The 12917-nt window shown below is 65.2% G+C and carries 11 protein-coding genes; 7 read left to right on the top strand and 4 right to left on the bottom strand.

Features of this window, described 5'->3' with window-relative positions; all coding sequences use genetic code 11:
• Positions 1 to 34: 34 nt before the first annotated feature.
• A complete protein-coding gene (gene leuC / locus ATO9_RS01280) occupies positions 35 to 1438 on the bottom strand; it encodes a 3-isopropylmalate dehydratase large subunit (RefSeq protein WP_043743982.1) in 1404 nt (467 codons plus the stop codon).
• A gap of 341 nt (positions 1439 to 1779) precedes the next feature.
• Here leuC and ATO9_RS01275 point away from each other — a divergent pair, with 341 nt between their 5' ends.
• The 3 genes from ATO9_RS01275 to rlmH all read left to right on the top strand — a co-directional run bounded on the left by ATO9_RS01275 (position 1780) and on the right by rlmH (position 4213).
• A complete protein-coding gene (locus ATO9_RS01275; protein ID WP_043743979.1) occupies positions 1780 to 3123 on the top strand; it encodes a mechanosensitive ion channel family protein in 1344 nt (447 codons plus the stop codon).
• 247 nt (positions 3124 to 3370) lie between these two features.
• Positions 3371 to 3736 (top strand): ribosome silencing factor, encoded by a 366-nt coding sequence (rsfS, locus tag ATO9_RS01270; protein WP_043745438.1) that lies wholly within the window; start codon positions 3371 to 3373, stop codon positions 3734 to 3736.
• Positions 3737 to 3742: 6 nt separating this feature from the next.
• A complete protein-coding gene (gene rlmH / locus ATO9_RS01265) occupies positions 3743 to 4213 on the top strand; it encodes a 23S rRNA (pseudouridine(1915)-N(3))-methyltransferase RlmH (protein ID WP_043743977.1) in 471 nt (156 codons plus the stop codon).
• 268 nt (positions 4214 to 4481) lie between these two features.
• Here rlmH and ATO9_RS01260 read toward each other — a convergent pair whose 3' ends face one another.
• Positions 4482 to 5246, bottom strand: coding sequence for an SDR family NAD(P)-dependent oxidoreductase (locus tag ATO9_RS01260; protein WP_043743975.1), 765 nt, complete (start codon positions 5244 to 5246; stop codon positions 4482 to 4484).
• A gap of 4 nt (positions 5247 to 5250) precedes the next feature.
• The gene (locus tag ATO9_RS01255) at positions 5251 to 6471 is read right to left on the bottom strand and encodes an acyl-CoA dehydrogenase family protein (protein WP_043743973.1); all 1221 of its coding nucleotides are present in this window, start codon (positions 6469 to 6471) and stop codon (positions 5251 to 5253) included.
• A 154-nt stretch (positions 6472 to 6625) separates the two neighbouring features.
• Between ATO9_RS01255 and ATO9_RS01250 the strand changes: the two genes are divergently transcribed.
• The 4 genes from ATO9_RS01250 (at position 6626) to ATO9_RS01235 (ending at position 11624) form a co-directional block, all read left to right on the top strand.
• Positions 6626 to 8182 carry a class I adenylate-forming enzyme family protein gene (locus tag ATO9_RS01250; RefSeq protein ID WP_043743972.1) on the top strand — a complete coding sequence of 519 codons (1557 nt, stop codon included), beginning with the start codon at positions 6626 to 6628 and terminating at the stop codon, positions 8180 to 8182.
• An 81-nt stretch (positions 8183 to 8263) separates the two neighbouring features.
• Entirely contained in the window at positions 8264 to 9034 is a 771-nt protein-coding gene (locus ATO9_RS01245) for an SDR family NAD(P)-dependent oxidoreductase (RefSeq protein ID WP_043743970.1), read from the top strand.
• Entirely contained in the window at positions 9034 to 10713 is a 1680-nt protein-coding gene (locus ATO9_RS01240; RefSeq protein WP_043743969.1) for a long-chain-fatty-acid--CoA ligase, read from the top strand. Before ATO9_RS01245 ends, ATO9_RS01240 begins: the two co-directional genes overlap by 1 nt.
• Positions 10714 to 10814: 101 nt before the next feature.
• Complete coding sequence (locus tag ATO9_RS01235; RefSeq protein ID WP_043743966.1) at positions 10815 to 11624, top strand: IclR family transcriptional regulator; 810 nt, start codon at positions 10815 to 10817, stop codon at positions 11622 to 11624.
• 112 nt (positions 11625 to 11736) lie between these two features.
• On the opposite strand, the gene ATO9_RS01230 is transcribed toward ATO9_RS01235, so the two are convergent.
• Positions 11737 to 12702, bottom strand: coding sequence for an NADPH:quinone oxidoreductase family protein (locus ATO9_RS01230; protein ID WP_043743964.1), 966 nt, complete (start codon positions 12700 to 12702; stop codon positions 11737 to 11739).
• Positions 12703 to 12917 lie beyond the last annotated feature (215 nt).

Raw genomic sequence — 12917 nt, 5'->3', positions numbered from 1 at the left:
GGCCGTTTGCGGGATGTCCCACCGCCGCCATTCCTTACATCATCTCGCGCACATCGGTGAGCTTGCCGGTGACGGCCGCCGCGGCGGCCATCGCGGGAGAGACCAGGTGGGTGCGCCCCTTGTAGCCCTGGCGACCCTCGAAGTTGCGGTTCGAGGTGGACGCGCAGCGTTCGCCCTCGGACAGCTGATCGGGGTTCATCGCCAGGCACATGGAACAGCCTGCCATCCGCCATTCGAAACCGGCCTCCTGGAAGATGTCGGCCAGGCCTTCCTCTTCCGCCTGGGCACGGACCAGGCCGGAGCCGGGCACGACCATGGCGCGCAGGCCGTCCTTGATCTTCTTGCCCTTGAGCACGGCGGCGGCGGCGCGAAGGTCCTCGATCCGGCCGTTGGTGCAGGAGCCGATGAAGACGGTGTCGATTTCGATATCCGACAGTTTCTGGCCGGGGGTCAGGCCCATGTATTCGATGGCGCGGCGCACAGCGTCGACCTTGCCGCCCTTGAAGCTGTCGGGCGCGGGGACGGTGGCCGAGATCGGCAGCACGTCCTCGGGCGAGGTGCCCCAGGTGACGACGGGTTCGATTTCCTCGGCGGGGATGGTGATGACCAGGTCCCAATGCGCGTCATCATCGGAATAGAGCGTCTTCCACCAATCCATCGCGGCTTCCCACTGGGCGCCTTTCGGCGCATGCGGGCGGCCCTTGATGTATTCGAAGGTGGTTTCGTCCGGCGCGATCAGGCCGGCGCGGGCGCCGCCCTCGATCGCCATGTTGCAGACGGTCATCCGGCCTTCCATGGACAGGTCGCGGATCGCTTCGCCGCAATATTCGATCACGTAGCCGGTGCCACCGGCGGTGCCGGTGCGGCCGATCACCGACAGGGTGATGTCCTTGGCGGTCACGCCCGGCTTGAGCTTGCCGGTGATCTCGACCTTCATGTTCTTGGATTTCTTCTGGATCAGCGTCTGGGTGGCCAGCACGTGTTCGACCTCGGACGTGCCGATGCCGTGGGCGAGCGAGCCGAAGGCGCCGTGGGTCGCGGTGTGGCTGTCACCACAGACGACGGTCATGCCCGGCAGGGTCCAGCCCTGTTCGGGGCCGACGATATGCACGATGCCCTGGCGAACGTCGGAGACCGGGTAGTAATGGATCCCGAATTCCTTGGCATTGGTGTCCAGCGCGTCGACCTGGATGCGGGATTCCTCGTTGGTGATCCCGTTCACGCGGTCGGCGGTGGTGGGCACGTTGTGATCCGGCACCGCGATGGTCTTGTCGGGCGCGCGGACGGTGCGGCCGGACATGCGCAGGCCCTCGAAGGCCTGGGGGCTGGTGACCTCGTGGACGAGGTGGCGGTCGATATAGAGAAGGCAGGTGCCGTCTTCGGCCTCGTGGGCGACGTGGGCATCCCAGATCTTGTCGTAGAGTGTCTTGGGAGACATGGAATTATCCTTTTGGTGATTGGATGGTCGCGTCGTGCGGCGACGCGCGGGTCAAGGAAGCGGGCACGCCGAAAGGCGCCCCGGCGGTCATAGCCGTGCGAGGACCGTCATCGTCGCGCCGAAGAAGCGCCAGGGCAGGCGCGCGCGATCATCCATGTCGAAAACCCGTTTCATGGCATGGCAGATACTACCCCTCTGGCCGTCTCGCAAGAGGCGAGCATGCTGCGTCGCAGAACGATCCGGCGCGGGTTCCGGGCCGTATATAAGGCAGATCAAGGGCATAGACCCTATTGTCTGACGCGCCGACCCGCGCGAGACTGGCCCGGAGGAGAGCCGCGCGCATGGAAACACAAGAACCGGTCGAACTGGTCCAGCAGATTGCCCTGTCGCTTTGGGGGCAATTCGAATCTTTCGTGACCGGGCTGCTGCGCCCCTGGAACGCCTATCAGCTGCTGATCGCGCTTGGTGTGCTGGTTCTGGCAACGCTGATCGCCCGGCTGATCGCGCCGCGCTATCACGAATGGCTGCGGGGGCGGGATGGCTGGCCGAAATGGCGGCTGCGCTTCGCGCTGGTGATCCACAGGCAGATGCGACTGATGATCTTCGTGGTGCTGCTGTGGCCGGTGATCTGGATCATGCGGGAGGTCACGTGGCCGTCGCGGTCCTACCTGCTGGGGGTGATCGGGTCGATCGCCTTTGCTTGGGTGGTGATCTCGCTGGTGTCGCGGTTCATCGCCAACAACGCGCTGCGCGGCATCGTGCGGATGGCGGGCTGGCTGTGGGTGACGCTGGTGATCCTGGGCCTGACCGAAGAGGTGCAGTCCCTGCTGGAGGGCATCGGGCTGGCCATCGGGGAAACCCGGCTGACGCTGTGGACGCTGTTGCAGGCGCTGGTCCTGCTGACGGGGCTGTTCACGCTGGCGCGGTTCCTGTCCCATGCCTCGGCCGCGAATATCAGCCGGGTGGAGGATATCAGCCCCTCGATGCGGGTGCTGATGGTGAAGTTCCTGCAATTGCTGCTGTATGGCCTGGCACTGTTCATCGGCTTGAAGTCGGTGGGCGTGGACCTGACGGGGCTGGCGGTGCTGTCGGGGGCAATCGGTGTGGGCCTGGGCTTCGGCCTGCAGAAGGTGGTGTCGAACCTGGTGTCGGGCATCATCATCCTGCTGGACAAGTCGGTGAAGCCCGGCGACGTGATTTCCGTGGGCGAGACCTTCGGCTGGATCAACTCGCTGGGCGCGCGGTACGTTTCGATCACCACGCGGGACGGCAAGGAATACCTGATCCCGAACGAGGACCTGATCACAACGCAGGTGGTCAACTGGTCCCATTCCAACGATTTCGTCCGGCTGGATATCTATTTCGGCACCGCCTACGGGGACGATCCGCACAAGGTGCGCAAGATCGCCATCGAGGCCGCCATGGCGGTGGAGCGGGTGCTGACCCACAAGCCGCCGGTCTGCCATATCGTGGGGTTCGGCGACAGCTCGGTCGATTACATCCTGCGGTTCTGGATCACCGATCCGACCGGCGGGCTGACCAATATCCGGGGCAATGTCTACCTGGCGCTGTGGGACGCGTTCCAGGCCAACGGCATCTCGATCCCCTTCCCGCAGCGCGAGGTGCGGATGCTGGGCGACGGCCCCGGACAGCCGGAAACTCCAACCGGCAAGGCCCTTGATTGATCCCGCCATGGGTGCCATCTGGGGGCGATCCGGCCCCGATGTGAGGCCGAAATGCCATGGAAATGCGCCAAACCCCGCCAATCCCCGGCCCGTGACGCCGGGGACAAGCAGTTTCATTGAAACGACACGCTGCTGTTGTTATCTTTGAAACATGTCCAGCGCCGGGGCTCTGACGGCGCGCAGCAAGGAGGACGATGTCCTGTCTTTTGACACTGCCGCGGTTGAAACCGCACAAAACGGGGCCGGCATGAGCGCCGCCCAAACGACGGATATCAGTGACGCGATTCTCGCCCTGATCCTCGAGACCCTCGACTCCGAAAAGGCCGAAGACATCGTGCAGATCGATCTGCGCGGTCGTTCGTCCATGGGCGATCACATGGTGATCTGCTCGGGCCGGTCCAGCCGCCAGGTTGCGGCGCTGTCGGAAAAGCTGGTCGAGAAGATCAAGACGACCTACGGCTTTACCGCCAAGGTCGAGGGCAAGGATACCGGTGACTGGGTCCTGATCGACACCGGCGACGTGGTGGTTCACGTGTTCCGCCCCGAGGTCCGCGACTTCTACCAGCTTGAGAAGATGTGGATGCCCGCCGCGACCGAGAAAACGCACGCCTGACCTGACGTGCGACTGACGATCTGCGCCGTCGGGCGCCTGCGCAAGGGGCCCGAAGCGAGCCTGATCGACGACTACCTGACCCGTGCGGACCGCACGGGCCGTGCCCTTGGTCTGGGTCCGGTTTCCGTGACCGAGGTCGAGGACAAGAAGGGTGGCGGGATGGCCGGCGAGGCCGGATTGCTGGACCGCGCCCTGCCCGACCGCGCCGTGGTGATCGCGCTGGACGAGCGCGGCCGCGTCATGACCTCCCCCGAATTTGCCGACCTGCTGGCGCGTCACCGCGATGATGGCGCGCAGGACGTGGCCTTTGTCATCGGGGGCGCGGACGGGATCGACCCCGGCCTGCGGGCGCGGGCCGATCACAAGCTGTCGTTCGGCAAGATGGTCTGGCCGCACATGCTGGCCCGCGTCATGCTGGCCGAGCAGATCTACCGCGCCACCACGATCCTGGCCGGATCGCCCTATCACCGCGAATGACATTGGCGCCCTGCCGATAGCGGGGCGCGGGGTGGCAGGTCGCCGGGGGCGTCTGCCCCCGGACCCCCGAGGATATTTTTCGGCCAGATGAAAGGGGGCGCGTGCGTACTTGCATCTAATGTGGCGCGCTGTTTTCCGGAGAGGGTCTTGGGGAGGCGGACGCGAGGCCGGCGTGATCGGCCGGATGCGGGGCGGGTGCCGACGCAGCGTCGGTTGGGGTGGCGGGCGCGGAATCAGCCGCGCCACGCCGGAGATTTGAGGCCGAGGATCAGGCCAGTGTCTGGCCCCCATCGGCGATGATGAGCTGGCCGTTCACGTAGCCCGACATCGGCGAGGCGAGCCACAGCGCGGTGCCGGCGATTTCGTCGACGGTGCCCATGCGGCGCATCGGGTTGGCGTTGTTGATCCGCTCGATCCGCTCGGGGTCTTCCCAGAGGGCGCGGGCAAAATCGGTCTTGATGAGGCCCGGCCCGATCGCGTTGACGCGAATGTTCTTCGGACCCCATTCCAGCGCCAGCGCGCGGGCGACGGCGGCATCGGCGGCCTTGGTCACCCCATAGGCGCCGAGCGTCGTCGACCCCTTGATCGCGGCGACCGACGAGATGATGACCATCGACCCGCCACCATTTTCGGCCATGCCGGGCAGCACCATCTTGGCCAGCGACACCATGCAGCGGACATTGGTCGTCAGCATCTTGTCGAAGGCTTCGTCGGGCAGGTCCTGCATCGGGCCGTAAACCGGGTTGATCGCCGCATTGGGGACCAGCACGTCGATGCGACCCCATTTGGCGATGGTCTGGTCGACGAGGTTCTGCAGGTCCTCGGTATTGCCGATATGGGCGGGCACGACGAGCGCCTCTCCGCCCTTGGCGCGGATCGCCTCGGCCACCGGCTCGCAGGCTTCGGCCTTGCGCGAGGAGACGACGACCTTGGCCCCGGCTTCGGCGAACATTTCGGCCATCGCGCGGCCGATGCCGCGCGAAGAGCCGGTGATCAGGACGACCTTGTCCTTCAGTTGCAGCAAGTCCGACATGGCATCAGTTCCTGTACTGCTTGAGTTCGAGCTTGGCGATGGTTTCGCGGTGCACCTCGTCCGGGCCGTCGACCAGGCGCATCGTGCGCGCATTGGCGAAGGCCGAGGCCAGCGTGGTGTCCTGCGACACGCCCTGCGCGCCGTGGACCTGCATGGCGCGGTCGACCACGCGCTGGACCATGTTGGCGGCCACGACCTTGATCATCGCGATCTCTTTCCGGGCGACCTTGTTGCCGACGGTGTCCATCATGTAGGCGGCGTGCAGCACGAGCAGGCGGGCCTGTTCGATCTCGCAACGGCTTTCGGCGATCCAGTGCTTGGTCACGCCCATATCGGCAATGCGCTTGCCAAAGGCGGTGCGGTCCATGCCGCGCTGGCACATCATTTCAAGCGCGCGTTCCGCCTGCCCGACCGAGCGCATGGCGTGGTGGATGCGGCCCGGCCCGAGGCGGCCCTGGGCGATCTCGAACCCGCGGCCTTCGCCAAGCAGGATGTTCGTCACCGGCACGCGCACGTCCTTGTAGGTCACTTCGGCATGGCCATGGGGCGCGTGGTCGTAGCCGATCACCGACAGGTGGCGGTCGACGGTGACGCCGGGGCTGTCGAAGGGCACTAGGATCATCGACTGCTGCTTGTGGGTCTGCGCATCGGGGTCGGTCTTGCCCATCAGGATGGCGATCTTGCAGCGCGGGTCCATTGCGCCCGAGGACCACCACTTGGTGCCGTTGATGACATATTCGTCGCCGTCGCGTTCGATCCGGGTTTCGATATTCGTCGCGTCGGAGGAGGCGACGGAGGGTTCGGTCATCGCGAAGCAGGAGCGGATTTCGCCGTCCAGAAGCGGCTTGAGCCATTTTGCCTTATGCTCTTCCGTGCCGTACATGAAGATCGTCTCCATGTTGCCGGTATCGGGGGCGGAGCAGTTGAACGGTTCCGACCCGATGGAGGACCGGCCCATGATCTCGCACAGGGTACCGTATTCGAGATTGGTCAGGCCCGCGCCTTTGTATTCACCCGCATCGTGGGGCAGGAACATGTTCCAAAGGCCCGATTCCTTGCCCTTGGCCTTGAGCTCTTCCATGATCGGGGGGACGCACCAGCGCCCGCCTTCCTCGACCTGCTGGTAGTAGATCTTTTCGGCCGGATAGATGTGATCTTCCATGAATTGCAGGAGCTTTTCCCGCATTTTCTTGGCGTGATCCGAGATCGGAAAATGGTCGTACATCGCTGGTTCTCCTCCTGGTCGGGCGTAATGGACACCCCTTTCAGAGCCGAGTCAATAATGCGGAACAATTTTCCGATAAGCGGAATATTGACCCTATCTTTCCCGCGGGTAAGTTAGCGCATGACCGTTCGGACCGATGGAGGAGAGGGCCAGAATGAGTGAGAGCCAATCACAGGGCGTGGAGCGCCTGATCCCGAAAGTGATCCCCGACGAAGAGCTGCTGAGCTTTGGCCCGCGGATGATGGAGAACGCCGCGCGCATGGGGGACAAGCCCTGCGTGATCGACGAGACGACCACCGTCACCTGGGCGGAGTTCGGCGACAAGGTGGCCCGCGTTGTCGGACGACTGAAGGCCATGGGCATCGGCCCGGGCAGCATGGTTGCCTCGCTGGCCGAAAACTCGGCGGCGAATGTCATCATGTATGCGGGCGTCGTCGCGTCGGGGGCCTGCATGGTGCCCCTGCCCTTTTCCGCAACCGAAGCCGCGCTGGTGAAGATGCGGTCGGATTGCGGGGCGTCGCTGCTGTTCACCACGCAGATGTACCGTGACACGGCGGACAAGCTGGGCGCGGAGCAGATCGTCGACCTGGCCGAGCTGGACGCCTGGATCGGCGATGCCCCGGCGGTGGAGCCAGAGGCGGTTCCGCTGAACGACCTGTTTGACATGATCTATTCCAGTGGCACGACCGGCACGCCCAAGGGCATCGTGCATGACCACCTGTTCCGGTCGCGGCAATTCTCGCGCACCTCGGCCTACGGGCTGGACGAGAACGGCGTGCTGATGATGTCGACGCCGCTTTATTCCAACACGACGCTGGTGGCGATCCTGGCCTGCCTGGTGCGGGGCGCGACGGTGGTGTCGATGGCCAAGTTCAAGACGGTGCCGTTCCTGGAACTGTCCGAAAAACACCGCGCCACCCATGCGATGCTGGTGCCGGTGCAATACATGCGCCTGATGGACGAGCCGCGCTTCGACGAGTTCGACCTGTCGGCCTACCAGTGCAAGATGTCGACCTCGGCCCCGCTGCCGGGGATCGTGATCGAACGCTGCATGGCACGCTGGCCGGGCAACATCATGGAGTTCTACGGCATGACCGAAGGCGGCCCGGCCACGGTGCTGGACTGCGCTGCACACCCGGACAAGTGGGACACGGTCGGCCAGCCCCAGCCGGGCGCAGATATGCGGGTGATCGACGAGGATGGCAACGAATTGCCCTATGGCTCCTACGGGGAGGTCGTGGGCCGGTCGGGCTCGATGATGCCGGGCTATCACAACAACCCCGACAAGACGCGCGAGGCGACCTGGGTGTCCCCCGAAGGCGAGCATTTCGTGCGCACCGGCGATATGGGCCGTTTCGACGAGGACGGGTTCCTGCACCTGCTGGACCGCAAGAAGGACATGATCATCTCGGGCGGGTTCAACATCTATGCCGCCGACCTCGAGGCCGTTCTGCGCAAGCATCCCGACGTGGCCGATGTGGCGGTCATCGCCATTCCGTCCCGCGACTGGGGCGAGACGCCGCTGGGCCTTGTCGTGCCGCGCCATACGGAGGCGGATGCCGAGGCGATCCGGTCCTGGGCCAACGACCAGCTGGGCAAGACGCAGCGCCTGTCGGCGGTCGAATTCCGGGACGACCTGCCGCGCAGCGAGATCGGCAAGATCCTCAAGCGTGAACTGCGCGAGCCCTATTGGGAGGGCAGCGCGGCGTAAATCCGCATCGCAGAACCTAATTCCAAATTTGTTGATCGGAGGATGCAAACATGGCATCGTTTTCCGACGGGAGGAGCAACCGTGAGATATGAAGGTAAGGTCGCCATCGTGACCGGCGCCGGCAGTGGCATCGGCCGCGCCACGGCGCAACGCATGGCGCGCGAAGGGGCCAAGGTCTGCCTTGTCGACGTGAACGAGGCCGGGCTGGCGGACAGCCTGCCCGAAGGCGACCACATCACCATGACCTGCGATGTCTCGGACGAGGCGCAGGTGAAGGGCGTGGTCGACGCGGTCATGGCCAAGTGGGGCCGGATCGACGCAGTGGCCAATAATGCGGGCATCGCCTGTTCCAAGGAACCGATCACCGGCAATGACATGGCGACCTGGACCAAGGTGCTGGGCGTCAACCTGATCGGCGTGGCCCATTTCATCAAACATGCGGGCCAGGTCATGTGCGACCAGGGCAGCGGTGCGATCGTCAACACCGCCTCGGTGGCGGGGATCCGGTCGGGCGCGGGGGGCAATGCCTATTCCGCCTCAAAGGCCGGGGTCATCAACCTGACCATGACGGCGGCCTGCGACCTGGGCGGCCACAACGTGCGGGTCAACGCAGTCTGCCCCGGCCTGATCGAAACCGGCATGACCAAGCCCGTCTTCGACTATGCCCGCGACGCCGGCAAGGAAGACCGGCTGGGATCCCGCTGCGAGCTGCGCCGCTATGGCCGGCCCGAGGAAATCGCGGCGGCGATCTGCTTTCTCGCCTCGGACGACGCGTCCTACATCACCGGGCAGGCGCTGCCGGTGGATGGGGGCAACACCGCCTCGCTCAACCTGCCGGGGATGAAGGTCTGATGACCGATCTGCATTTCAAGCACTGGCCCCCGGGCCTGCCGCACCACATCGACGTGCCCGCGCAATCGGTGGCGCAGAACCTTGTGGATACGGCCGCGCGCCTGCCCGGCAAGGTGGCGATCCACTATTACGGCACGCAGATCACCTATGCCCAGCTGAACGACGCGGTCGAGCGGCTGGCCGGCTGGCTGCAATCGCGCGGCACGGCGCGGGGCGACCGGGTGCTGCTGTACATGCAAAACTCGCCGCAATGGATCATCGGCTATTACGCGATCCTGCGGGCCGATGCCGCCGTGATCCCGGTGAACCCGATGAACCGCCAGGCCGAGCTTGAGCACCTGGCCCGCGACACCGGCGCGCGCATCGCGCTGGCGGGGTCGGAACTGGTCGACCACATCCAGCCGCTGATCGCCTCGGGCGATATCGACGACGTGCTGGGCGCGGCCTATGCCGACATGACCGACCCCGCCAGCCCCTTCCGCCTGCCCGACGCCCTGGCCGGCGAAAGCGATGCCGGCCTGTCAGGCCCCGGCGTGACCCGCTGGCGCGACGCGCTGGCCGCCGGTCACAGCCCCGCGCCGCATCTGGCGGGGGCCGAGGATCTGGCAGTGATCCCCTATTCCTCGGGCACCACCGGCAACCCCAAGGGCTGTGTCCACCGGCACCGGTCGGTGCAGGCGACGGTGCATGCCTATGCCCATTGGAGCCCCTTCACCGAGGACGTGACCCTGCTGGGCGTGCTGCCCTATTTCCACGTCACGGGGATGCAGAATTCGATGAACGCGCCGATCCTTGCCGGGTCGACCATCGTGCTGATGACCCGCTGGGACCGGGACCTTGCCGCGCGGCTGATCGCGCATCACAAGGTCACCATGTTCCGGTCGATCACGACGATGGTGATCGACATTCTGAACGCGCCGGATTTCGACAGTTACGATCTTAGTTCGCTGACCTCCATGGGCGGCGGCGGTGCCGCCATGCCCGAGGCGATCGCGGCCAAGCTGAAGGACCGCACGGGGCTAAATTTCGTCGAGGGCTACGGGTTGTCCGAAACCATCGCGGCCACCCATATCAACCCGCCACAGGCAGCCCGGATGCAATGCCTTGGCATTCCGCTGTTCGATGTCGATGCGCGGGTGCTGGACCTGGAGAGCGGCGAAGAACTGGGCCCCGACCAGTCCGGCGAGATCGTGATGAACGGGCCGCAGGTCTTCGAAGGCTATTGGCGCAACCCGGAAGCGACCAAGGCGGCCTTCATCGAGCTGGACGGCAAGCCGTTTTTCCGCACCGGCGATATCGGCTGCTACGACAAGGACGGCTACTTCTACATGACCGACCGGGTGAAGCGGATGATCAATGCCAGCGGCTTCAAGGTCTGGCCCGCCGAGGTGGAGGCGCTGATGCACCATCACCCGCAGATCAAGGAGGCCTGCGTGATCGGCGCCCCCGATGCGCGGCGCGGCGAGACCGTGAAGGCCTACGTGGTCGCGGCCGCCGGCACCACCCCGACCGAGGCCGAGGTGATCGCCTGGTGTCACGAGACGATGGCGGCCTATAAATGCCCCCGCCAGGTCGTGTTTGTCGACGCGCTGCCCAAGACGGGATCCGGCAAGGTGCAATGGCGGGAGCTGGCCGAGGCCAAAGCTGCCGCACAAAACGACACGAAGACAGGAACTTGAGCGCCCGAAAGGCGGAATAACTTGACCGATGCCCACCCCCCCGCATAAGCGCATTGGAACCCGGCCGGTCATAAAGATAGGAACGACACGTGCGGAAAAGAGTGACCGATACTGCCAGCCAGGGCAGCGAAAAATCTGACGGCGACCGTCAGTTCGTGACCTCGTTGCATCGGGGGCTGGAAATCCTGCGCGCCTTCCGGCCCGCGGACAAGGCCGGGCTGGGCAATTCCGAGCTGGCCGAACGCACCGGCCTGCCCAATTCCACCGTGTCGCGCCTGACCTTCACGCTGCTCAAATCGGGCTACCTCGTCTATGACGAAGGCACCGGACGTTACCGTATGGGGGTGCCGGTCCTGTCGCTGGGCTATGCCTGCCTGGCGGGGATGCAGGTGCGGGAAACCGCGCAGGTCTACATGCAGGAACTGGCGGACGAAGCCGGCGACGGCGTCCTGGTCGCCCTGGGCGGGCGCGACGACATGGCGATCACCTATATCGCCGCGGCGCGGTCCGAGGGCGTGATCTCGCTCCAGCTGTCGGTCGGCTCGCGCATCTCGCTGGCCCGGTCGGCCATGGGGCGCGCCTATATCGCCGGCACGACCGAGGCCGAACGCGCCGAGATCATCGAGCGCATCAGGGAACGCACCGAACCCGACCGCCTGCAGGAGATCCTCGACGGGATCGAGGATGCCTGCGAACAGGTCCGCACCCGCGGCTTCTATTGCAATATCGGGGGCTGGCAGCGCGACGTGCATGCCGTTTCGGTGCCCTATCGCAGCCAGCAGCCGGACACGCCGATGCTGGCCTTCAACCTGGGCGGCTACGGGTTCTCGCTGACCAAGGACCGGCTGGAAAACGACCTGGGCCCCAAACTGGTGAACCTGGTCAACATGGTGAGCCGCGTGGGCTACTGACGCCCCTGCTTCATCTTGCCAAAAATACTCCCGCCGGAGGCATCCGACACCGGCCAAAGGCGCGGCCATCCGATCGCCGGGTGGCCCCGCCAAAGCAGGGCCACGTCAGGTATCACGGCACGAGGGCCAGCTTGCCCACGGCACCACGGCCCAGCACGCGTTTCAGCACATCCGCGGCCTCGGCCAGGGGATAGCGGCCTTCGATCAGCGGCTTGATCTTGCCGTCGGTGTACCAGCCGAACAGCTCGTCCATATTGGCGAGGTAGGCGGCGGGTTCGCGGCGCGTCCAGTTGCCCCAGAATACACCGACGACCGCGTATTCCTTCACCAGGGTCAGGTTCACCGGCAGCTTGGGAATTTCCCCGCTGGCGAAACCGATGACCAGCAGCCGCCCGCCCGGCGCCATGAAACGCGAGGCGGCGGCGAAGGCGTCGCCGCCCACGGAATCGTAGACCACGTCGGCGCCCTTGCCGCCGGTCAGGCCCTTCACCTCGTCCTTGAGGTTGTCATAGCCGATGGCGTGATCCGCCCCCTGCTCCAGCGCGATCTTGCGCTTCTCTTCGGACGAACAGACGGCGATCACGGTCGCGCCCATCACCTTGCCGATCTGGATCGCGGCGGTGCCGGTCGCGCCGGCCGCCCCGAAGATCACCAGCGTTTCGCCCGGTTGCAGGTTGGCCCGCTGTTTCAGCGCGTGATGCGAGGTGCCCCAGGCGATGATCATCGCGCAGGCATCGGCGGCATCCATCCCGTCGGGCAGCGCGAAACAGGTCTGTTCGCTGCCCACGGCCAGTTCGGCATAGCCGCCTGAGCAATAGGTGACGACGCGGTCGCCCGGCTTGAACCGGGTGACGCCGGCGCCGATCTTGACGACCTCGCCCGCGACCTCGCTGCCGGGGGTGAAGGGGCGATCGGGCTTGGACTGGTACAGCCCCTGCACCAGCAGGCCGTCGGGGTAGTTCACGCCCGCCGCCTCGGTCCGGATCAGGACCTGGCCGTCGCCCGGTTCGAGGTCCGGCACGTCCTTGTAGACGAGGTCGTCCAGGGGGCCGAATTCTTCACATACGATCGCTTTCATCTTTGTCCTCCCAATGCGAATCTGCACCCCTTTTCGGGGCGCCGCTTTGACCCTGAACCTACCTGATCTGGCAGGGTAGACCATTGAAAATAGATGCGTTTTGCATGATTTTTACGATATTTCCGCATGGTGGAAGAATTTTTTCCGTCCTGCGAAACAACCCCGCGTGAAGCGTTGCGGAATTCCCTTCCACCTCTACCTGTCAGGGGGTAACT

Origin of the sequence: Pseudooceanicola atlanticus (assembly GCF_000768315.1) — a bacterium.
Lineage (GTDB): Bacteria > Pseudomonadota > Alphaproteobacteria > Rhodobacterales > Rhodobacteraceae > Pseudooceanicola > Pseudooceanicola atlanticus.
Note: the sequence above shows the minus strand (reverse complement) of the source record. Positions and strands in the feature narration are given on the sequence as shown.

Excerpts from the sequence above, each read along its gene's own strand:
- ATO9_RS01255 (WP_043743973.1), bottom strand. The coding sequence starts at position 6,471 with ATGTACGACCATTTTCCGATCTCGGATCACGCCAAGAAAATGCGGGAA.
- leuC (WP_043743982.1), bottom strand. The coding sequence starts at position 1,438 with ATGTCTCCCAAGACACTCTACGACAAGATCTGGGATGCCCACGTCGCC.
- ATO9_RS01250 (WP_043743972.1), top strand. The coding sequence starts at position 6,626 with ATGAGTGAGAGCCAATCACAGGGCGTGGAGCGCCTGATCCCGAAAGTG.
- ATO9_RS01260 (WP_043743975.1), bottom strand. The coding sequence starts at position 5,246 with ATGTCGGACTTGCTGCAACTGAAGGACAAGGTCGTCCTGATCACCGGC.
- ATO9_RS01275 (WP_043743979.1), top strand. The coding sequence starts at position 1,780 with ATGGAAACACAAGAACCGGTCGAACTGGTCCAGCAGATTGCCCTGTCG.
- ATO9_RS01240 (WP_043743969.1), top strand. The coding sequence starts at position 9,034 with ATGACCGATCTGCATTTCAAGCACTGGCCCCCGGGCCTGCCGCACCAC.
- rsfS (WP_043745438.1), top strand. The coding sequence starts at position 3,371 with ATGAGCGCCGCCCAAACGACGGATATCAGTGACGCGATTCTCGCCCTG.
- ATO9_RS01230 (WP_043743964.1), bottom strand. The coding sequence starts at position 12,702 with ATGAAAGCGATCGTATGTGAAGAATTCGGCCCCCTGGACGACCTCGTC.